This is a genomic window from Streptococcus sp. CF8-6 (assembly GCF_024295845.1).
GTDB classification, from domain to species: Bacteria; Bacillota; Bacilli; order Lactobacillales; family Streptococcaceae; genus Streptococcus; species Streptococcus oralis_BO.
The window spans coordinates 1-22,397 of sequence record NZ_JANCOF010000001.1; the positions used below are offsets into that span (position 1 = coordinate 1).

The window sequence follows — 22,397 nt, forward strand, 5'->3', positions numbered from 1 at the left end:
GATTACGAGGATACTTTTGGGTATCTTTTTTTATTTACTTAGGAGATTCTGAGAGTCTTCTTTTTTGTTTACGGAATAAATTTGTGTAAACTAGCAGTGCTTAAGGAATGGTAGTGACTATATATTTTCTTTAATTATGGTAAAATAGTAAGAGAATAATGTGAGGAAAATGAATGTCAAGTAAGTTTGAAATTTTGATGAATCAACTAGGAATCTCGGATCAATTGAGACAGGATACTGCTCTTGTTGATGCAAGAATTGAGCGTGTTGTGGTTCATAAAATTAGTAAGATTTGGGAATTTCATTTTGTATTTTCTAATATTTTACCGATTGAAATCTTTTTGGAGTTAAAGAAAGGGCTTAGTGAAGAATTTTCTAAGACAGGGAACCGAGCTGTTTTCGAAATCAAGGCTCTTTCTCAAGAATTCTCTAATGAACTCTTGCAGGCCTACTATAGAGAGGCTTTTTCTGAAGGTCCATGTGCAAGTCAGGGGTTTAAATCTCTTTACCAGAATTTAAACGTTCGTGCGGAGGGAAATCAACTCATTATTGAAGGTTCAGAGGCGATTGATAAGGAACACTTTAAGAAGAATCATCTTCCTAATTTGGCAAAGCAACTCGAAAAGTTTGGTTTTCCAGCTCTTGTATGCCAAATAGAAAAGAATGATGCTCTTACACAAGAGCAGGAGGAAGCCTTCCATACAGAGAATGAACAGATTGTTCAGGCTGCCAACGAAGAAGCATTGCGGGCTATGGAGCAACTGGAACAAATGGTCCCTCCTCCAGTAGAAGAGAAGCCAGTCTTTGATTTTCAGGCTAAAAAGGCTGCAGCCAAGCCAAAACTAGATAAGGCAGAAGTTACCCAGATGATCGATGTGACGACTGAGGAGAATCGTTTGGTCTTTGAAGGGGTCGTTTTTGATGTGGAGCATAAGGTGACCAGAACTGGTCGCGTTTTGATCAACTTTAAAATGACAGACTACACTTCAAGTTTTTCAATGCAAAAATGGGTTAAGAATGAAGAAGAAGCTCAGAAGTTTGACATCATTAAGAAGAATTCTTGGCTCCGAGTTCGTGGAAATGTGGAGATGAATAATTTCACACGAGATTTGACCATGAACGTCCAGGATGTGCAGGAAGTTGTTCACTGTGAGCGGAAGGATTTGATGCCAGAAGGTGAGCGTCGGGTTGAGTTTCATGCTCATACCAATATGTCTACCATGGATGCTTTACCAGAGGTTGAAGAAATCGTTGCGACAGCTGCTAAGTGGGGACACAAGGCGGTTGCCATCACAGACCATGGGAATGTTCAGTCCTTCCCACATGGCTATAAGGCAGCCAAGAAAGCTGGAATTCAGCTAATCTATGGAATGGAAGCCAATATTGTGGAAGACCGTGTCCCTATCGTCTATAACGAAGTGGAGATGGACTTGTCAGAAGCGACCTATGTGGTTTTTGACGTGGAAACGACGGGGCTTTCAGCCATCTATAATGATTTGATTCAGGTTGCGGCCTCTAAGATGTACAAGGGAAATGTTATTGCCGAATTTGATGAATTTATCAATCCTGGGCATCCCTTGTCAGCCTTTACTACTGAGTTGACTGGTATTACAGATGATCATGTCAAAAATGCTAAACCACTGGAACAAGTTTTGCAAGAATTCCAAGAATTTTGCAAGGATACAGTCTTAGTTGCTCACAATGCCACCTTTGACGTTGGCTTTATGAATGCCAACTATGAGCGTCATGGTCTGCCTAAGATTAGCCAGCCAGTTATCGATACGCTGGAGTTTGCTAGAAATCTCTATCCTGAGTATAAACGTCATGGTTTGGGACCTTTGACTAAGCGTTTTGGTGTAGCACTTGAACATCACCACATGGCCAACTACGATGCGGAAGCGACTGGTCGTCTGCTTTTCATCTTTATCAAAGAGGTAGCAGAAAAACATGGTGTGACCGATCTAGCTAGACTAAACATTGATCTAATCAGTCCAGATTCTTATAAAAAAGCTCGGATCAAGCATGCGACCATCTATGTCAAGAATCAAGTAGGTCTAAAAAACATCTTTAAGCTGGTTTCTTTGTCCAATACCAAGTACTTTGAAGGAGTACCACGGATACCGAGAACAGTTCTAGATGCCCATCGAGAAGGATTGATTTTAGGGTCAGCTTGCTCTGAGGGTGAAGTTTTTGATGCGGTCGTTTCCCAAGGTGTGGATGCGGGGGTTGAGGTGGCTAAGTATTATGACTTTATCGAGGTCATGCCACCGGCTATCTATGCTCCCTTGATTGCTAAAGAGCAGGTCAAGGATATGGAGGAACTCCAGACTATTATCAAGAGTTTGATAGAGGTTGGGGACCGTCTTGGCAAGCCTGTTCTAGCTACGGGAAATGTCCACTATATCGAACCGGAAGAAGAGATTTACCGTGAAATTATTGTCCGTAGTTTGGGCCAAGGGGCTATGATTAACCGAACCATCGGTCATGGTGAACATGCCCAACCAGCACCGCTACCGAAGGCTCATTTTAGAACGACTAATGAGATGTTGGATGAGTTTGCTTTCTTGGGAGAGGAACTGGCACGCAAATTGGTTATTGAAAATACCAATGCCTTAGCAGATATCTTTGAACCTGTTGAGGTTGTTAAGGGTGACTTGTACACACCTTTCATTGACAAGGCGGAAGAAACGGTCGCCGAGCTGACCTACAAGAAAGCTTTTGAGATTTATGGAAATCCGCTGCCAGATATCGTTGATTTACGGATTGAAAAAGAATTAACTTCCATTCTGGGGAATGGATTTGCCGTGATTTATCTGGCATCGCAGATGCTGGTGCAACGTTCCAATGAACGGGGCTACTTGGTTGGTTCTCGTGGGTCTGTTGGGTCCAGTTTTGTTGCGACTATGATTGGGATTACGGAGGTTAATCCTCTCTCTCCACACTACGTCTGTGGTCAGTGTCAGTACAGCGAATTTATCACGGATGGTTCTTACGGTTCAGGTTTTGATATGCCTAATAAGGACTGTCCAAACTGTGGTCACAAACTCAGCAAAAATGGGCAGGATATTCCGTTCGAGACCTTTCTTGGTTTTGATGGAGACAAGGTTCCCGATATTGACTTGAACTTCTCGGGAGAAGACCAGCCTAGTGCTCACTTGGATGTGCGTGATATCTTTGGCGAGGAATATGCCTTCCGTGCGGGAACGGTTGGTACGGTGGCTGCCAAGACTGCCTATGGCTTTGTAAAGGGCTACGAGAGAGATTATGGCAAGTTCTATCGTGATGCAGAGGTGGAACGCCTTGCTCAAGGTGCTGCTGGGGTCAAGCGGACTACAGGACAACACCCAGGGGGAATCGTTGTTATTCCGAACTACATGGATGTCTACGACTTTACTCCTGTCCAGTATCCAGCGGATGATGTGACGGCTGAATGGCAAACCACCCACTTTAACTTCCACGATATCGATGAGAACGTCCTCAAACTCGATGTGCTGGGGCATGATGATCCGACCATGATTCGGAAATTGCAGGACTTGTCTGGGATTGACCCTAATGAAATTCCTATGGATGATGAAGGTGTCATGGCTCTCTTTTCTGGGACTGATGTGCTAGGTGTGACTCCTGAACAGATCGGAACGCCGACGGGTATGCTGGGGATTCCAGAATTTGGAACCAGCTTTGTACGTGGGATGGTAGACGAGACGCATCCGACGACTTTTGCAGAGTTGCTTCAGCTCTCAGGTCTATCCCACGGTACCGATGTGTGGTTGGGAAATGCCCAGGATTTGATCAAGCAAGGGATTGCGGACCTATCAACCGTTATCGGTTGTCGGGACGACATCATGGTTTACCTCATGCATGCGGGTCTCGAACCTAAGATGGCCTTTACCATCATGGAACGGGTGCGTAAAGGTTTGTGGCTGAAGATTTCCGAAGAGGAGCGAAATGGCTACATCGAGGCTATGAAGGCTAATAAGGTACCAGAGTGGTATATCGAATCCTGTGGAAAAATCAAGTATATGTTCCCTAAGGCCCATGCGGCAGCCTACGTTATGATGGCCTTGCGTGTAGCCTACTTCAAGGTTCACCATCCGATTTATTATTACTGTGCTTACTTCTCTATCCGTGCCAAGGCTTTTGATATCAAGACCATGGGTGCGGGCTTGGATGCTATCAAGCGCAGAATGGAAGAAATCGCTGAAAAACGGAAGAATAATGAAGCCTCTAATGTGGAAATTGACCTCTATACAACTCTTGAGATTGTCAATGAAATGTGGGAACGTGGCTTTAAGTTTGGCAAGTTGGACCTCTATCGTAGTGATGCGACTGAATTCATCATTGATGGAGATACCCTCATCCCACCATTTGTAGCAATGGATGGTCTGGGAGAGAACGTTGCTAAGCAGTTGGTGCGTGCGCGTGAAGAGGGTGAGTTCCTCTCTAAGACAGAACTGCGCAAGCGTGGTGGACTTTCATCAACCTTGGTTGAAAAGATGGATGAAATGGGGATTCTTGGTAATATGCCAGAGGATAACCAGTTGAGTTTGTTTGATGAATTTTTCTAAAATATAGGAAGAGGTTTTTATGAAACTTACCATTTCTGCTCAAGATAAGCCAGCGCAAAAGGTGTTTGATTACCAGCTGGATCTTGACCCTGATACAATTTTGAGAATGACCGCTTTGATTTGCGGCACTGTGGCAACGGTTAGCCTGTTGTCCTTGTTTAAAGAAAAATAACAAAAGAAAAGGAAGAATAGAATGGTTTTACCAAATTTTAAAGAAAATCTAGAAAAATATGCGAAATTGTTGGTTGCGAATGGAATTAACGTGCAACCTGGTCACACTTTGGCTCTCTCAATCGATGTGGAGCAACGCGAGTTGGCTCACTTGATCGTCAAAGAAGCCTATGCACTGGGTACGCACGAAGTCATTGTTCAGTGGACAGATGATGTCATCAACCGCGAGAAATTCCTCCATGCACCAATGGAGCGTTTGGACAATGTGCCAGAATACAAGATTGCTGAGATGAACTATCTCTTGGAAAACAAGGCTAGTCGTCTCGGTGTCCGCTCTTCTGATCCAGGGGCCTTGAACGGTGTGGACGCTGACAAGCTTTCAGCTTCTGCAAAAGCTATGGGACTTGCGATGAAGCCAATGCGTATCGCAACGCAATCCAACAAGGTTAGCTGGACTGTAGCAGCCGCTGCTGGGCTTGAGTGGGCTAAAAAAGTCTTTCCAAATGCTGCAAGCGATGAAGAAGCAGTGGATCTCCTTTGGGACCAAATCTTCAAAACTTGCCGTGTCTATGAAGAAGATCCTGTTAAGGCCTGGGAAGAACATGCAGCCATCCTCAAGAGCAAGGCAGATATGCTTAATAAAGAACAATTTTCAGCCCTTCACTACACAGCGCCAGGAACAGATTTGACACTTGGTTTGCCAAAGAACCACGTTTGGGAATCAGCTGGAGCCATCAATGCACAGGGTGAAGGATTCTTGCCAAATATGCCAACAGAAGAAGTCTTTACGGCTCCTGACTTCCGTCGTGCAGATGGCTATGTCACTTCTACAAAACCACTTAGCTATAACGGAAATATCATCGAAGGCATTAAGGTGACCTTTAAGGATGGTCAAACCGTAGATATCACTGCTGAGAAGGGTGATCAGGTTATGAAGGATCTTGTCTTTGAAAATGCGGGCGCTCGTGCCTTGGGTGAATGTGCCTTGGTACCAGATCCGAGCCCAATTTCTCAGTCAGGCATTACCTTCTTTAACACCCTTTTTGATGAGAATGCTTCAAACCACTTGGCTATCGGTGCAGCCTATGCGACTAGCGTTGTTGGTGGTGCAGAGATGAGCGAAGAAGAGCTTGAAGCTGCTGGACTTAACCGTTCAGATGTTCACGTGGATTTTATGATTGGTTCGAATCAAATGGATATCGATGGTATCCGTGAGGATGGAACACGCGTACCACTCTTCCGAAATGGAGACTGGGCAATTTAAGGAGAAACTATGCTTGGAAGTATGTTTGTTGGTCTTTTAATAGGACTATTAGCTGGAGCTATCACAAATCGTGGAGAACGTATGGGATGCTTTGGGAAGATGTTCCTCGGTTGGATTGGTGCCTTTTTAGGACAATTACTCTTTGGTTCTTGGGGGCCAAGTCTAAACGGTACAGCCATTATTCCAGCGGTTCTCGGTGCTATGATTGTATTAGCTATCTTCTGGAGACGAGGAAGTTAAGTTCCTAAATCTGAAACGAAAAGGAGGTTGGTCATTGTACCAGCCTCCTTTTGAGTATGATATAATAGTTCTATGAGATTAGATAAATTTTTAGTTTCCTGTGCTGTGGGGAGTCGGACAGAAGTCAAAAACTTGCTCAAGGCTGGACGCGTGACGGTAAATGGTAAAAAAGAAAAATCAGCGAAACTGCAAATTGATGAAGAAAGAGACGAAATTCGCTTTGATGGTCAAGTGCTAGAGTACGAGGAGTTTGTCTACTACATGATGAACAAGCCCCAAGGAGTCATTTCAGCGACTGAGGATTCTAAACACAGAACAGTGTTGGACTTGTTGGATGATATTGCTCGGACCAAGGAAGTTTTTCCAGTAGGGCGCTTGGATATTGACACGCATGGCCTCCTGCTTTTGACCAATGACGGCCAGCTTGCCCATGCTCTTCTTTCACCAAAACGTCATGTGGATAAGACCTATCTGGCACAAGTTGAGGGAATTATGACCCAAGAAGATGTGGAGACATTTGCCAAGGGTATTCCGCTCAAGGACTTTACCTGCCAGTCAGCTAAGCTGGAGATTGTGTCGGTAGATTCAGTAAAGAATCAAAGTCTGGTTCGTGTGACCATTGCAGAAGGGAAGTTTCATCAAGTCAAACGAATGGTGGTCTACTGTGGCAAGGAAGTGGTGGACTTACAACGTTTGACGATGGGAACTCTAGTCTTGGATGAGAACTTAGAACAAGGAAAATGGCGTCGCTTGACCAAGGAGGAGTTAGAAGTTCTCTTTGCAAGTATTGCTTAATTTGCTTTATATTAGAAAAAGGTGAGGGAGAATGTCCTTGCCTTTTTCGTTTTTCAGTTGCTTCATTTGTGAAAAGAGTTATAATAGACAGTAGAATAAAAGGAGGAATCTATGAACGCGATTCAAGAATCATTTACAGATAAACTATTTGCCAACTATGAAGCAAATGTCAAATACCAAGCGATCGAAAATGCTGCCAGCCACAACGGAATTTTTGCAGCCCTAGAACGTCGTCAAAGCCATGTAGACAATACACCTGTTTTCTCGCTTGATTTGACCAAGGACAAGGTGACCAACCAGAAAGCATCTGGTCGTTGCTGGATGTTTGCAGCCCTCAATACCTTCCGTCACAAACTCATCTCTCAATACAAGCTAGAAAACTTTGAACTGTCACAAGCCCACACTTTCTTCTGGGATAAGTATGAAAAATCCAACTGGTTCTTGGAGCAAGTCATTGCGACTGCAGACCAAGACTTGACGAGCCGCAAGGTTAGCTTCCTACTCCAAACCCCTCAACAAGACGGTGGACAGTGGGATATGGTTGTTGCCCTCTTTGAGAAATACGGTGTCGTTCCTAAGTCTGTTTATCCTGAGTCTGTTTCTTCTAGCAGTAGCCGTGAGCTCAATGTCATCCTCAACAAATTGCTTCGTCAAGATGCCCAAATATTGCGTGACTTGCTTGCCTCTGGTGCAGACCAAGCGACTGTTCAAGCTAAGAAAGAAGACCTCTTGCAAGAAATCTTTAACTTCCTTGCTATGTCACTAGGACTTCCACCACGTAAATTTGACTTTGCTTATCGCGATAAGGATGATAACTACCAAAGTGAAAAAGGAATCACACCACAAGAGTTTTACAAGAAATATGTTAATCTTCCTCTAGAAAACTACGTTTCTGTTATCAACGCACCAACTGCTGACAAGCCTTACGGCAAATCTTACACAGTTGAGATGTTAGGAAATGTGGTTGGTAGCCGTGCAGTTCGCTACATCAACGTTCCAATAGAACGCTTGAAAGAATTGGCGATTGCCCAAATGCAAACAGGAGAAACTGTTTGGTTTGGTTCAGATGTTGGCCAACTCAGTAACCGCAAAGCCGGAATCCTTGCGACAGATGTTTATGACTTTGAATCAAGCATGGATATTCAACTCACTCAAGACAAGGCTGGACGTTTGGACTACAGCGAAAGCTTGATGACCCACGCCATGGTCTTGACAGGTGTGGATTTGGATGAAAATGGCAAGTCAACCAAGTGGAAGGTTGAAAACTCATGGGGAGACAAGGTCGGTACAGATGGTTACTTCGTTGCCTCAGATGCTTGGATGGATGAATACACTTACCAAATCGTTGTCCGTAAGGAATTGCTGACAGCAGAAGAACGAGCTGCCTATGAAGCAGAACCAATCGTACTTGCACCATGGGATCCAATGGGAGCCTTGGCAGAATAAAGCATAGAGAAAAGAGGTTAGGGAAATCCTAGCCTCTTTTTAAGTTCTTCTTAAAGTAGCGATAGATGATGCTTGCCAAGGGAGTTCTTCTTATTTTGAGTCTTTAAGTGACAGAGAAAAAAATATGTGTTACTATAGTAGTACAAAAGGATATCGGAGTAGAAATGAAGTATTTAAGCAGTCAAGACATCAAGAATCGTCAACGAAACATCAGCGACATTAAACCTTACAAAACAACCAAGGAAATTGTCTTTTCAAATATCTTTACCTTCTTTAATGCTATGAACTTGGCTCTGGCAGTTCTGGTAGCCACAACCTTGCGATTTGAAAATATGCTCTTTTTAGGTGTGATTGCTATCAATACAGCCATTGGGATTTTCCAAGAAGTGCGTTCAAAAAATGCCTTGGAAAAGCTAAGTTTGCTTGGTAAAAGTAAGTACAAAGTCAATCGAGATGGTCAAACGATCGAGATTGATCCAGAGGACATCGTTCTGGGTGAGTATCTGCATCTCAATCTGGGGGATCAGGTGCCTGTAGATGCAGAAGTTCTTGAAGGAAATATTGAAGTGGATGAGTCCTTGCTGACAGGTGAGAGTGATTCGGTCTTTAAAACTGTTGGTGACCAGCTGATGAGCGGAAGCAATGTCGTTAGCGGCACGTGTCTAGTCACGGCGACGGCTGTGGGGCAGGATAGTTATATCAACAAACTCGCAAAATCCAGCAAAGAATTCAAAAAATACCCATCTCAACTGCGCGATTACATGGATAAGATTTTAAAAATCGTCTCTATCTTGCTGGTACCAGTTGCCATTCTGCTCTATGTCAGAGGTTTTAGTCTAGGACGGTCTTATGTTGAGATTGTTTTAGGAAGTTCAGGTGCCTTGGTCGGCATGATTCCGGAGGGGTTGATTCTCCTGGTCAGTGTATCCCTTGCGGTAGCGGCCATGAAGCTGGCTAAAAAGAAGGTTCTGGTACAGGAGCTATACTGTGTGGAGACCTTGGCGCGTGTAGATGTTCTTTGTTTTGATAAGACGGGAACTATCACGACGGGGAATATGAAGGTCCAAGAAATGGATGCTAATGTGTCAGAGAAACTATCTTCTTATCTGGCTTATTTCGAGGATGAAAATGCAACTTCCCGAGCTCTGAAGACTTACTTAACCTGTGAGAAAAAGTGGGAAGTTCAAGAAGTCGGTGCCTTTTCAAGTAAAAACAAGTATTCCTTTGTCCAAGTAAAAGAGGGTGGGACCTATTTCTTCGGAGCCTATGAGTTTCTGGGCTTTACCCAGCCGATGGATGCCTACTATGAGCATCTGAAACAGCAAGGTTTTCGAATATTAACACTCGCTCATAGCAAGGACCAGATTACGAGTCCAGCTAATATGGAACTACTAGGCCACGTCGTTTTGTCAGATGAGATTAAGGACAATACCAAGGAAACCTTTGACTATTTCGAATCTCAAGGTGTTGAAGTGAAGATCATCAGCGGTGATAATCATGTGGCTGTATATGGGGTGGCTCGTAAGGCAGGATTTAAGGAAGAAGCGCGAGCTATTGATATGACCAAGGTGAGCGATGATGACTTTGAAAGAGTGGTCTTGGAACACGAAATATTTGGACGTGTGACACCTGAACAGAAGCAAAAGATGGTATCTATTTTGCAAAATGCTGGTAAAACAGTTGCCATGAGTGGTGATGGAGTCAATGATGTTCTGGCTCTCAAGAAAGCAGATATTAGTTTTGCCATGAAGGGGGCTACTAGCGCAGCTAAAAGTGTCTCCAATATTGTTTTTCTCACTGATGACTTTGCAGTATTTTATGATATCTTGATGGAAGGACGCCGGGTCATCAATAACATCCAAAAGGTAGCCTCTCTCTTTCTAACAAAGACCTTCTTCTCCATCGTGTTTGCCATTTTGAGTGTGGTATTTGGTTTGGAATTTGCCTTTATCCCCATTCAGTTTACAATCATTTCAGCCATTACGATTGGGATTCCATCTTTCTTCCTAACTTTTGAGTCCAATAAAGAAAAGGTCAGCACACATTTTATGCGAGATATTTTGACCAATGCTGCTATTGGTGGTGGCATTCTAGTCGCTAGTGTACTCTTGATGAACTTCTTTATCACTGTCCCTAGTCAGGTCAAATTTATTTGCTTCCTCCTTGCCCTGATCAATGGTCTGTGTCTAGTTGCCAAGGTCAGTCTACCATTTAATCGATACAAGTTGCTCTTGCTCACGTTTTTGAGCCTTGCCGCCCTTGTTGGCGTACTTGCCAACACCTTTATCTTGCAAGGAACTTTTGTACCTCTAGAAAGCACCCAAGTCGTCTATGTAGCCATCCTAGCAGTGGTGATTGGGGGCTTGCATTATCTGACTAGAAGAAAAAGTTGATACACAAAAAGAATCAGGTTTAATCCTGATTCTTTTTTATTTATATTCTCGATGGCTTGGATTACATGATACCGAAGAAACGAGCTGCGATACCTACTGCAAAGAGAGCAAGGATGATTGTGATTGGTGATACTTTTTTCTTAAGCAACCACATGCAAAGGAAAGTAAGGAGAAGTCCCATCAATCCTGGGATCAATGAATTCAACTGACCTTGAAGGGTTTGTGGTTGAACGCTATCCAAGCTCAGACCACTAAGAGCCTGACCAAGAATTCCCTTCAATTCTCCACCTGTTACAGCACCTTCTGGGAAGTTGATATAAGCACCTTCTGCTAATTGTTTACCTGGAAGGTTAACAGTAAAGTTGATAGATACCCAACGTTGTACAAGAACAGCAAGGATGAACATACCAAGGATAGATGCTCCTTTGGTGATGTCTTTCAAGATACCACCAGACATGTCTTTAGTGATTTCAGATCCAGCTTTGTAACCGAACTCTTGTGTATACCATAGGAAGGCCATACGGATAGCATTCCATCCAAAGAAGAAGAGAAGGGGACCAACAATGTTACCAGATGCAGCAAGTGATGCACCAAGGGCTCCAAGGATAGGACGAACTGTAAACCAGAATACTGGGTCACCGATACCAGCAAGAGGTCCCATCATACCGATCTTAACCCCTTGGATAGCCGCGTCGTCGATTTCTACACCGTTAGCGCGCTCTTCTTCAAGTGCAAGGGTAACCCCCATGATTGGAGCAGCTACGTATGGGTGAGTGTTGAAGAACTCAAGGTGACGCTCAAGAGCAGCCGCTTGGTCTTCTTTTTTAGTGTACAATTTTTTGATAGCTGGGATTAGTGAGTAAGCCCAACCCAAGTTTTGCATACGCTCGTAGTTCCAAGAACCTTGAAGGAATTGTGAACGCCACCAAACTTTTTGACGATCTGATTTTGATAATTGAATTTTTTCAGCCATGATTGTTCCCCTTTCTAGTAGTCTTCTAGGATATCACCGATTGGGTCGTTAGAAGTCGCAACTCCGCCGCCACCGTTTCCACCTTGTTTTGTAAGGTTAAGGTAGATGAAGGCAAGGGCAACACCGATGACACCAAGGGCAATCAAAGTCAATTGAGAAATCGCAGCAAGTGCAAAACCGATAGCGAAGAAAGGCCATACTTCACGAGTTGCCATCATGTTGATAACCATAGCGTAACCAACGGCAACGACCATAGCACCACCGACAGCCATACCACCGTTCAACCAGTCTGGCATCAAACCAAGAGCGTCTTGAACAGCAGAAGCTGGGATAGCGATAAGGAAGGCAGCAGGGATTGCAATACGAAGACCTTGAAGAAGAAGTGCAACAAAGTGAGCACGCTCAACAGCAGCAATGTTTCCGTCTTTAGCAGCAGCATCAGCTGAGTGAACTAAGGCAACTGAGATTGTACGAACAATCATAGTCAAGAAAAGTCCAGCTACGGCAAGAGGGATAGCTGTTGCTGTTGCAACGGCGATACCATCAGTAGTAAAGTTACCACCTTTGATCAAGATGATCGCTGCGGCAACAGAGGCAAGAGCAGCGTCAGGAGCTACAGCAGCTCCGATGTTTGCCCAACCAAGGGCAATCATTTGAAGAGATCCACCAAGCATAACACCTGCTTCGAGGTTACCAGTTGCAAGTCCGATAAGGGTACATGCGACGATTGGTTGATGGAATTGGAATTGGTCGAGGATACCTTCAAGACCTGCAAGGAAGGCAACAACTACAACCAAGATAGCAGAAATGATTGAAATATCTGACATGGTTTTATTCCTTTTCTATTTAGTTTTAATAAAGTATTTAATCCTGTTTTCAAAAATGATAGAAACAGATTAACATTATTGAACGTTTGCTTTCTTAATCAAGTCAAACAAATCTTTTTTCGTGTCGTTTGGTACTTTACGTACGTCAAAATCAACACCTAGGTCACGCATTTTTTCAAAGGTTGCAACGTCTTCTTTGTCCATAGACAAAACGTTGTTAATCATTGTTTTACCTGTTGAGTGAGCCATAGAACCAACGTTAAGGGTCTTGATTGGTACGCCACCTTCGATAGCACGAAGTGCATCTTGTGGAGTTTCAAACAAGATAAGGGCATGAGTTTCGCCGAAACGTGGGTCTTTTGCAACGTCGATCAATTTTTGAATTGGGACAACGTTGGCTTTTACTCCGTTTGGAGCTGCTTGTTTGATCAATTCTTTACGCAAATCGTCGTTTGCAACGTTGTCTGAAGCAACGATAATACGATCCGCTTTTGAATCTGGAGTCCAAGCAGTGGCAACCTGACCGTGAAGGAGACGAGTGTCTAGACGAGCAAGGTTGATTTTCAGTTTACCATCACCGATAACTGTTCCTTCTGGAATAGCAGCTTGGGCAACTGGAGCAGCTGCAGCACTTGCAACTTCCTCAACTGGGTTAAGCTCTTCTGGAAGAGCCTTGATGCCATCTTTGGCTTCTTTAATGATATTCGCAGCGACTTTATCCACACCTGCATTCGCGTCCATAAGGCGCTCTGTGTAGGCTTGGATCAACATCGGCAAGTTCAGTCCTGTGATGATGGCAAACTTACGTTCTGGATTTTCTCCCATCACGCGGCTAGCTTGGTTGAATGGAGATCCACTCCAAAGGTCAGCCAATACTAGAACCTCATCTTCTGCGTCAAATGCAGCCACAGCGTTGTTGAATTTAGCGTAAAGGTCATCTGGACCTTCATTTGGCATAAAGGTTACAACTTGAACCTTTTCTTGTTCACCAAAGATCATGGATCCTGACTGATGAATACCCGCAGCAAATTCGCCGTGGCTCGCAATAATGATTCCGATACTCATTATTGTCATTCCTCCTTATAAAATGTTTGACTGTGTGTTTAAGAAAACTTTAAGCCTAACTTTAAGTATAAACCGTTTTCATATAAAAATCAACTACTTTTTCTAAAAAGGTGTAAAAGTTTTCATAGAATGACTTTTTAAAAATGTTAACATATCAATACTTTTTAGAAAGATGTATGAAAATGGAAATAGAAAATTTAATATAAAAATACAAAAAATAAGCTGTCTTTATGAAAATAGAATGAAAACAAAAAGGAAAGATTGCAGGGTCGCAATCTTCCCTTTTATAGGAATAAATTTTGTAAAGCGTGGGCAACTCCATCTTCTTCGTTGGTCAGAGGAAGTTGTTCGTCTGCATATGGAAGAAGAGCAGGATTGGCGTTTTTCATAGCATATCCCTTGCCTGCAAATGCCAACATTTCGGTGTCATTATGCTCATCACCAAAGGCGATTAAGTCTTTTTTATCACGATTCATCACATTGAGCAAGTACTCTAGAGCAAAGGCCTTGTTTACACCCTTGGGAGTACACTCGAGGATGTTGAGGGGCCCGCCCCAGGTATTGATAGCTAGTTGGTGCTGATAAAAACGATTCATCTCGTCCGCTAAAGCGTATTTATCTTCAGCCCTTGTTTGCAAGAGGATGCAGTTGGGATCTTTGGTTACTCGTTCGGGTTTGAATTGATTTTCCGGCCGGAAGTTCTCTACGCCAAATAGTTTAGGGTCTGCAATTTCTTCATTCGGAGTTGTGATATAGAATTTTTTTCGATATTCTCCTGCAATAAAATCAGCCTGGATGTCTTCCGTGCGCTTGACCATGTCTAGGAGGTATTTTTTGTCCAAGGTCAAGCACTTTTCATGCGCCCAAGCCTGTCCTGGTAGATGGGTAAGAGAGCCGTTAAAGTTAATCATGGGAGTATGCAATTCTAGCTCACGATAGAAATCTTTTGCCATACGATACGGACGGCCCGTCGTGATGATAACATGGTGCCCTTTTTCTGAAATTTTTTTGATCGTCTCTTTGGTGAAATCGGAGAGCTTGCTTTCACTATTTAACAGGGTTCCGTCCAAATCGACTGCGATAATTTTTTTAGTCATATAAACCTTCCTAGTCGTTTCCAGATAAGATGTCTTCTATTATATCAAAAAGAAGGAAGAAAAGCAGACAAGAACAAAAACTCAGTTGCTTTGATTTGTTAAATAAATCAAACAAACATATTGAAAAGGTGAATGATAAATGATATAATACTAATATTGTTCGTAAAAAACAAAAGGAGATTAAAAATGGACAAACTATTTAAACTAAAAGAGCACGGGACAGATGTCCGTACAGAGGTGCTTGCTGGTTTAACAACATTCTTTGCAATGAGTTATATTCTCTTTGTAAACCCTCAAATGCTTTCCCAAACGGGTATGCCTGTTCAAGGTGTGTTCTTGGCAACGATTATCGGTTCTGTAGTCGGTACTTTGATGATGGCTTTCTATGCTAATTTGCCATACGCACAAGCACCAGGTATGGGACTAAATGCCTTCTTCACATTTACAGTTGTATTTGGGATGGGCTATACTTGGAAAGAAGCTCTTGGTATGGTCTTCATTTGTGGAATTATTTCATTGATTATTACCTTGACAAATGTTCGTAAAATGATCATCGAATCTATTCCAACAACACTTCGTTCAGCTATTTCGGCTGGTATTGGTGTTTTCCTTGCCTATGTTGGGATTAAGAATGCTGGTCTCTTGAAATTCTCAATCGATCCAGGTACTTATACGGTAGCAGGTGAAGGAGCGGACAAGGCCCAAGCTGCACTTACTGCAAACTCCGCAGCTGTTCCAGGATTGGTAGACTTCAATACTCCAGCCGTATTGGTGGCTCTTGCAGGTTTGGCTATTACCATCTTCTTTGTTGTTAAAGGCATCAAGGGTGGAATCATTCTTTCTATTTTAACAACGACTGTCCTTGCCATTGCTGTTGGTGTTGTCAAATTATCAGGGATCGACTTTGCTAGCAATAATCTTTCATCAGCAGTTAATGATCTAGGAACTTTGTTTGGTGCTGCTCTTGGTTCAGAAGGTTTAGGCTCTTTGATTTCAAACACTTCACGTTTACCAGAAACCTTGATGGCTATTCTTGCCTTCTCACTAACGGATATTTTTGATACAATCGGTACTCTTATCGGTACTGGTGAAAAAGTTGGTATCGTTGCGACAAGTGGGGAAAACCATGAGTCCGCTAAATTGGACAAGGCTCTATACTCTGACTTGGTGGCAACTTCGGTAGGTGCCATTGCAGGTACTTCAAACGTTACAACCTATGTTGAGTCTGCGGCGGGTATCGGTGCTGGTGGGCGTACTGGTTTGACAGCCCTAGTGGTTGCGATCTGTTTTGCTCTATCTAGCTTCTTTAGCCCACTTCTAGCGATTGTTCCTACAGCTGCAACAGCACCAATTTTGATTATCGTCGGAATCATGATGCTTTCTAACTTGAAAAATATTCCTTGGGATGATATGGCTGAAGCGGTTCCTGCCTTCTTCACATCTATCTTTATGGGATTCAGCTACTCTATCACACAAGGGATTGCTGTTGGTTTCTTGACATACACCTTGACAAAAGTTGTCAAAGGTCAAGCCAAGGATGTGCACGTGATGATTTGGATTTTGGATGCCTTGTTTATCCTTAACTATATCAGTATGGCGCTATAAATGGTATAATAGGAAAAGGGGAGTCTCCCCTTTTTAATTATAAGGAGGTACATCATGAAAGATAAGACTATTTGGCAAGAGGTTTTAAACAGAGGGAAATGGGTGATCATCCTTTTGGTAGCTTTTGTTCTATCTCAATTTCCCATAGGACTTGCTTTGTTTTTAGCAGACAAACAGTTTCCGATTTTACAGTCAGGGCTCTTAGTAGGTGCCCTATCCATAGTCGTTTTGATTGTATTCATTATTGGTGCACGAAAAACACAGCTGGCTACTTTTAATCTATCCTTTTTTAAGGCAAAAGACCTGGCTCGCTTGGTACTGAGTTATCTGGTGATTTTTGCGACAAATCTCTTGGGTTCACTCCTGCTTCGACTAACAAATGAGGTAACAACCAGTAACCAATCAATACTGAATGGTATGGTTCAGAATAGCTCCTTGATTTCAACTTTCTTCCTGCTAGTCTTGATTGCGCCGATTTGTGAAGAAATTTTGTGTCGTGGGATTATTCCAAAAAAGATCTTCCGTGGAAAAGAAAAACTTGGCTTTGTTGTTGGTGCAATTGTCTTTGCCTTGCTCCATATGCCAACCAATCTACCTTCTGTGATTATTTATGGAGGAATGTCAACGGTTTTGACTTGGACAGCCTATAAGACTGAGCGTTTGGAGATGTCCATTTTGCTTCATATGATTCTCAATGGTATTGCATTTTGTTTGTTGGCCTTATTGGTATTGATTAGTAGAAATCTAGGTCTATCATTCTAAACCATTGGCCTACTTGGAAAAGATGAATACTAACGTGTCCATCTTTTTTCTTTTTATGGTAAAATAGAGAGATAATATGGTAGAGAACCTTAAGGGAGTAACCGTTATGTCCAATAAAGTCAACCGCGAAAAAACAGCCATTTGTGGAATTATCAATGTGACGCCAGATTCCTTTTCAGATGGTGGTCAGTTTTTTGCTCTTGAGCAGGCACTCCAGCAGGCTCGTAAATTGATAGCAGAAGGAGCGAGCATGCTAGATATCGGTGGAGAATCAACTCGGCCGGGCAGTAGCTATGTTGGGATAGAAGAGGAAATCCAGCGTGTTGTTCCAGTGATTAAAGCTATCCGTGAGGAAAGTGATGTTCTCATTTCCATCGATACTTGGAAAAGTCAGGTGGCAGAGACTGCTTTGAAAGCTGGTGCCAATTTGGTCAATGATATCACTGGTCTCATGGGAGATGAGAAAATGGCGGATGTGGTTGCTAAGGCTGGAGCGAAAGTGGTTATCATGTTTAATCCAGTTATGGCTCGACCTCAGCATCCTAGTTCGCTCATATTTCCTCATTTTGGTTTTGGACAAGCTTTTACAGAGAAAGAGTTAGCTGACTTTGAAAAAATGCCGATCGAAGACTTGATGAAAGCTTTCTTTGAACGAGCTCTAGCGAGAGCGAATCAAGCTGGGATAGCAAGAGAAAATATCCTGCTGGATCCAGGAATTGGCTTTGGTCTGACCAAGAAAGAAAATCTCCTTCTTTTACGGGACTTGGATAAACTCCATCAGAAAGGCTATCCAATCTTTCTTGGAGTTTCGCGCAAGCGATTTGTTATTAATATCCTTGAGGAGAATGGCTTCGAAGTCAATCCTGAGACCGAACTTGGTTTCCGCAATCGAGACACGGCTTCGGCTCATGTAACCAGTATCGCAGCGAGACAGGGTGTCGAAGTGGTGCGCGTGCACGATGTAGCCAGTCATAGGATGGCAGTTGAAATTGCCTCTGCTATTCGTTTGGCAGATGATGCGGAAAATCTAGATTTAAAACAATATAAGTAAGATGAACGAAATTGAAAACAATCAGTGGATTGCCCACTACCGGACCGACCAACCGCATTTCGGTTTGGAACGAATGGTAGAACTCCTAGCTTTGCGAGGCAATCCCCATCTCAAACTTAAGGTTATCCATATTGGAGGGACCAATGGCAAGGGGTCTACCATTGCTTTTTTGAAAAAGATGCTGGAAAAGCTAGGTCTAAGAGTTGGGGTGTTCAGCTCGCCCTATCTCATTCATTACACGGATCAGATTAGCATCAATGGGGAATCCATCCCAGAAGCGAGACTAGAAGCCCTCATGGAGGACTATCAGTCTTTGCTTGAGGGGGAGAAGGGCGCTGTTTTACAAGGAACGACCGAGTTTGAGATTATCACTGCCCTAGCCTATGATTATTTTGCCACTGAAAAAGTTGATGTGGCTATCATGGAAGTCGGCATGGGTGGACTTCTGGATAGTACCAATGTTTGCCAGCCAATTTTAACAGGAATTACGACCATTGGACTGGATCATGTGGCCCTACTTGGTGACACCTTGGAAGCCATAGCAGAGCAGAAGGCAGGTATTATCAAACAAGGTATTCCCTTGGTAACAGGTCATATTGTTCCAGAAGCTTTGACTGTGATTGACAATATTGCAGAAGCTAAAAATGCGCCTAGACTTACCTATGGAAGTGATTACCAGGTTCGTCATCAAGAAAGCGTGGTAGCGGGTGAAATCTTTGATTATACCAGTTTTGTCAGACAAGGTCGCTTTCAAACAGGCCTGCTCGGTTTGCACCAGATAGAGAATGCGGGGATGGCGCTTGCCCTCCTAGACACTTATTGCCAGGAGACTGGGCGGGAGTTAGCAAGTAATGACTTGGTTGCTCAAGCTTTGAAAGAAACTAGATGGCCAGGGCGTTTGGAGGTCGTGTCTAGTAACCCCTTGCTGTTTTTGGATGGGGCCCACAATCCTCATGCTATCAAGGCTTTATTAGCAACCTTGCAAGGACGCTTTGCGGATTATCATAAGGAAATCCTTTTTACCTGCATCAAAACCAAGGCCCTGGACGATATGCTGGACTTGCTAAAAACGGTGCCAGATAGTCAATTGACTTTAACCCATTTTGACGATAGTCGGGCAACTGATGAAAACGTACTGAAAGAGACAGCAAAGTCTAGAAATCTCAACTATCAAAGTTGGCAGGAGTTTTTAGATCAGAAAATGACAGAAGATGAAGAGAAAAAAACAGTTAGGATTGTCACGGGTTCCTTGTATTTCTTGAGCCAAGTGAGAGCCTACCTAATGGAGAGGAATAACTAGAGAATGGATACACAAAAGATTGAAGCAGCTGTAAAAATGATTATCGAGGCTGTTGGTGAGGACGCTAACCGCGAGGGCTTGCAGGAGACACCTGCTCGCGTAGCCCGTATGTACCAAGAGATTTTTTCAGGTCTTGGCCAAACTGCTGAGGAACACCTGTCAAAATCCTTTGAGATTATTGATGACAATATGGTAGTGGAAAAGGATATCTTTTTCCATACCATGTGTGAACACCACTTTTTGCCATTTTATGGGAGAGCCCACATTGCCTACATTCCAGATGGCCGTGTGGCAGGCTTGTCCAAGCTTGCCCGTACGGTTGAAGTTTATTCTAAAAAACCACAGATTCAAGAACGTTTGAATATTGAGGTTGCTGATGCCTTGATGGACTATCTGGGTGCTAAGGGAGCCTTTGTTGTCATTGAGGCGGAGCATATGTGTATGAGCATGCGTGGTGTCAGAAAACCAGGCACGGCGACTTTGACTACTGTAGCCCGTGGCGTATTTGAAACAGATAAGGACCTCCGAGATCAGGCTTATCGTCTAATGGGACTATAATACTCTTCGAAAATCAGATTCAAACCACGTCAGCTTCCATCTGCAACCTCAAAACAGTGTTTTGAGCAGCCTGCGGCTAGCTTCCTAGTTTGCACTTTGATTTTCATTGAGTATAAAAAGAATCCGCTTCATGCGGATTTTTCTAGAAAGGACTAGTTATGGATCAACTGCAGATTAAAGATTTGGAAATTTTTGCCTATCATGGTCTCTTTCCTAGTGAGAAGGAATTGGGGCAGAAGTTTGTTATTTCCGCAAGCTTATCCTATGATATGACCAAGGCGGCTACAGACTTGGATTTAACAGCCTCTGTCCATTACGGAGAATTGTGTCAGCAGTGGACGACTTGGTTTCAGGAAAGCACTGAGGACTTGATTGAAACGGTAGCTTACAAACTCGTTGAACGTACCTTTGAGACCTATCCTCTTGTCCAAGAGATTAAGTTGGAACTCAAAAAACCATGGGCGCCAGTGCATTTGCCACTAGATACATGCTCAGTGACCATTCACCGTCGTAAGCAGCGGGCCTTTATCGCTCTAGGAAGCAATATGGGGGACAAGCAAGCAAACTTGGAACAAGCTATTGACAAATTGCGAGCTCGAGGTATCCATATTCTCAAAGAGTCCAGTGTCTTGGCGACAGAGCCTTGGGGTGGTGTGGAACAAGATAGCTTTGCCAATCAGGTGATTGAAGTAGAAACCTGGCTACCGGCTCCAGTCTTGTTAGAAACATTATTAGCCATTGAGTCAGAAATGGGACGGGTGAGAGAAGTGCATTGGGGGCCTCGTTTGATTGATTTGGACCTACTCTTTGTGGAGGACCAGATCATTTACACAGACGGCCTCATCTTGCCTCATCCTTATATAGCAGAACGCCTCTTTGTCCTTGAGCCGTTAGTGGAAATAGCTCCCCATTTTATCCATCCAATCCTAAAGCAACCAATTCGATACTTGGTTGACCAGTTGGAGCAAGGAAATGCCTAAGCTTTCTGAGACCTATAGCAAATGGAAGAGTATCGGGGAGGGACTACTTGCTATTGTTTTAGGGCTTCTCTTGATCTATTTCGGACAGGTGATTCCAAGGATAGGTTATCAGTTGCTGATGACTTACTTCTCCTTGTCAGCAGTTTGGCACTTGTTGACTCGTTGGTTTCAGGATAAACAGCGTAGGGAAAACATCTTTGTAACCTTGGCCAAGCTGGTGGTTGCTGCTCTCTTATTTGATTCTATCATTTTACAAGACCTGACCCTCTACCTCCTGGTGTTTATCATTGCGAGTTACCAGCTGTTTACGGGCGTCATTAGTCTTGTGACTTGGTTTCTCTATCGAAAAAATGCCATTCATCCTCGGCTTCATCATTTCTTCGATGCTGTATGGATGATAGGATTCGGTCTTTATAGCATCTCTCCTTTTCACGATGCAGCGAATTTTGAATTGCTCTTGCTTGGGTTTTACTTGCTCATGCTAGGAGCTAGTAGCCTCCGGGACGGTTTCTTTTTTGAAAGGATAGAAAATAATCCCAAGCTGAAACGACGTATGCGAATGACCTTGCCGATCTTTGTGACAGCTCTGATTCCTATCAGTACCTTGCGCAAACTAAATGAGTGGCTGGCAAATCATGAAAGTCAAGAAGGGGAAGTTCATTCAGAAAGAAAAAATGACCAGACGGTTGATCTGGAAATTTTTGTCCATACCTCAGAAACCTCCTTCTTCCTCGCCATGGGACATGTGGATATTTGTTATCAAGGGACAGTTATTTCCTATGGTTCCTATGATCCCCACTCGGAGCGTTTATTCGGTATGGTTGGAGATGGTGTTTTGTTTAAGGCCAATCGGGAAAAATACATCGAACTCTGTAAGAGGGAAAGTCAGAAGACCTTGTTTGCTTATGGTCTGAGTTTGACGGACCAACAGAAAGCAGCCATCCAAGCGCGTTTAGCAGAGATAGAAGATCTGTTAATTCCTTGGGAACCAAGCTCGCAGTTGATGAAAAGAAGAGAGGGAGAGGTCAAGCATACCTACTCCTACCAACTGAAAGAGGAAGCGGATGCGACCCTCTATAAATTCAGCTCATCCGAGTTTAAGACCTACTTCGTTCTCAGTACCAATTGTGTCTTGCTGGCAGATTCTATCGTAGGAAAAGCTGGGACTGATATATTGAGTCCCCAAGGTTTCATTGTGCCAGGGACTTATCAGGATTACCTTGACTTAGAGTATACAAAACCAAACGGTCTAGTAGTTAGTCGATCCATTTATTAGAAAAAGAAAACTCTAGTTCCTCAGCAGTT

Annotated in this window: 18 protein-coding genes; 14 read left to right on the forward strand and 4 right to left on the reverse strand. The window is 43.3% G+C overall.

Features of this window, described 5'->3' with window-relative positions; genetic code table 11:
* Positions 1–173: 173 nt before the first annotated feature.
* The 7 genes from NML69_RS00005 to NML69_RS00035 all read left to right on the forward strand — a co-directional run bounded on the left by NML69_RS00005 (position 174) and on the right by NML69_RS00035 (position 10,874).
* Positions 174–4,565, forward strand: coding sequence for a PolC-type DNA polymerase III (locus tag NML69_RS00005; RefSeq protein WP_254724931.1), 4,392 nt, complete (start codon positions 174–176; stop codon positions 4,563–4,565).
* Between the two features lie 19 nt (positions 4,566–4,584).
* Positions 4,585–4,737, forward strand: a complete 153-nt coding sequence (locus NML69_RS00010) for a hypothetical protein (protein ID WP_049477769.1) — start codon at positions 4,585–4,587, stop codon at positions 4,735–4,737.
* 21 nt (positions 4,738–4,758) lie between these two features.
* On the forward strand, positions 4,759–6,000 hold the full coding sequence (locus NML69_RS00015) for an aminopeptidase (protein WP_254724932.1): 1,242 nt from the start codon (positions 4,759–4,761) through the stop codon (positions 5,998–6,000).
* 9 nt (positions 6,001–6,009) lie between these two features.
* The gene (locus NML69_RS00020; protein ID WP_254724933.1) at positions 6,010–6,240 is read left to right on the forward strand and encodes a GlsB/YeaQ/YmgE family stress response membrane protein; all 231 of its coding nucleotides are present in this window, start codon (positions 6,010–6,012) and stop codon (positions 6,238–6,240) included.
* A 72-nt stretch (positions 6,241–6,312) separates the two neighbouring features.
* The gene (locus NML69_RS00025; protein WP_254724934.1) at positions 6,313–7,035 is read left to right on the forward strand and encodes a pseudouridine synthase; all 723 of its coding nucleotides are present in this window, start codon (positions 6,313–6,315) and stop codon (positions 7,033–7,035) included.
* 111 nt (positions 7,036–7,146) lie between these two features.
* Positions 7,147–8,481: an aminopeptidase C gene (pepC, locus tag NML69_RS00030; protein WP_254724935.1), complete on the forward strand. Its 1,335-nt coding sequence runs from the start codon at positions 7,147–7,149 to the stop codon at positions 8,479–8,481.
* A 164-nt stretch (positions 8,482–8,645) separates the two neighbouring features.
* Complete coding sequence (locus NML69_RS00035) at positions 8,646–10,874, forward strand: HAD-IC family P-type ATPase (RefSeq protein ID WP_254724936.1); 2,229 nt, start codon at positions 8,646–8,648, stop codon at positions 10,872–10,874.
* A 61-nt stretch (positions 10,875–10,935) separates the two neighbouring features.
* Here the strand turns inward: NML69_RS00035 and NML69_RS00040 are convergent, their stop codons facing one another.
* The 4 genes from NML69_RS00040 to NML69_RS00055 all read right to left on the reverse strand — a co-directional run bounded on the left by NML69_RS00040 (position 10,936) and on the right by NML69_RS00055 (position 14,836).
* Positions 10,936–11,847, reverse strand: coding sequence for a PTS system mannose/fructose/sorbose family transporter subunit IID (locus NML69_RS00040; protein ID WP_247952230.1), 912 nt, complete (start codon positions 11,845–11,847; stop codon positions 10,936–10,938).
* A 14-nt stretch (positions 11,848–11,861) separates the two neighbouring features.
* Positions 11,862–12,674, reverse strand: a complete 813-nt coding sequence (locus NML69_RS00045) for a PTS mannose/fructose/sorbose transporter subunit IIC (RefSeq protein ID WP_254724937.1) — start codon at positions 12,672–12,674, stop codon at positions 11,862–11,864.
* Between the two features lie 75 nt (positions 12,675–12,749).
* Positions 12,750–13,739, reverse strand: a complete 990-nt coding sequence (locus NML69_RS00050) for a PTS sugar transporter subunit IIB (protein WP_254724938.1) — start codon at positions 13,737–13,739, stop codon at positions 12,750–12,752.
* 284 nt (positions 13,740–14,023) lie between these two features.
* Positions 14,024–14,836 carry a Cof-type HAD-IIB family hydrolase gene (locus tag NML69_RS00055; protein WP_044020159.1) on the reverse strand — a complete coding sequence of 271 codons (813 nt, stop codon included), beginning with the start codon at positions 14,834–14,836 and terminating at the stop codon, positions 14,024–14,026.
* 186 nt (positions 14,837–15,022) lie between these two features.
* Here NML69_RS00055 and NML69_RS00060 point away from each other — a divergent pair, with 186 nt between their 5' ends.
* The 7 genes from NML69_RS00060 to NML69_RS00090 all read left to right on the forward strand — a co-directional run bounded on the left by NML69_RS00060 (position 15,023) and on the right by NML69_RS00090 (position 22,368).
* On the forward strand, positions 15,023–16,441 hold the full coding sequence (locus NML69_RS00060; RefSeq protein ID WP_049520591.1) for an NCS2 family permease: 1,419 nt from the start codon (positions 15,023–15,025) through the stop codon (positions 16,439–16,441).
* Positions 16,442–16,495: 54 nt separating this feature from the next.
* Positions 16,496–17,203 carry a CPBP family intramembrane glutamic endopeptidase gene (locus NML69_RS00065; protein ID WP_254724939.1) on the forward strand — a complete coding sequence of 236 codons (708 nt, stop codon included), beginning with the start codon at positions 16,496–16,498 and terminating at the stop codon, positions 17,201–17,203.
* A gap of 76 nt (positions 17,204–17,279) precedes the next feature.
* Complete coding sequence (gene folP / locus NML69_RS00070) at positions 17,280–18,254, forward strand: dihydropteroate synthase (RefSeq protein WP_254724940.1); 975 nt, start codon at positions 17,280–17,282, stop codon at positions 18,252–18,254.
* Position 18,255: 1 nt separating this feature from the next.
* On the forward strand, positions 18,256–19,554 hold the full coding sequence (locus NML69_RS00075) for a folylpolyglutamate synthase/dihydrofolate synthase family protein (RefSeq protein ID WP_254724941.1): 1,299 nt from the start codon (positions 18,256–18,258) through the stop codon (positions 19,552–19,554).
* A gap of 3 nt (positions 19,555–19,557) precedes the next feature.
* Positions 19,558–20,112 (forward strand): GTP cyclohydrolase I FolE, encoded by a 555-nt coding sequence (gene folE / locus NML69_RS00080; protein ID WP_061409803.1) that lies wholly within the window; start codon positions 19,558–19,560, stop codon positions 20,110–20,112.
* Positions 20,113–20,270: 158 nt separating this feature from the next.
* Positions 20,271–21,092: a 2-amino-4-hydroxy-6-hydroxymethyldihydropteridine diphosphokinase gene (gene folK / locus NML69_RS00085; RefSeq protein WP_254724942.1), complete on the forward strand. Its 822-nt coding sequence runs from the start codon at positions 20,271–20,273 to the stop codon at positions 21,090–21,092.
* Positions 21,085–22,368, forward strand: coding sequence for a DUF308 domain-containing protein (locus tag NML69_RS00090; RefSeq protein ID WP_254724943.1), 1,284 nt, complete (start codon positions 21,085–21,087; stop codon positions 22,366–22,368). Before folK ends, NML69_RS00090 begins: the two co-directional genes overlap by 8 nt.
* Positions 22,369–22,397: the final 29 nt, after the last annotated feature.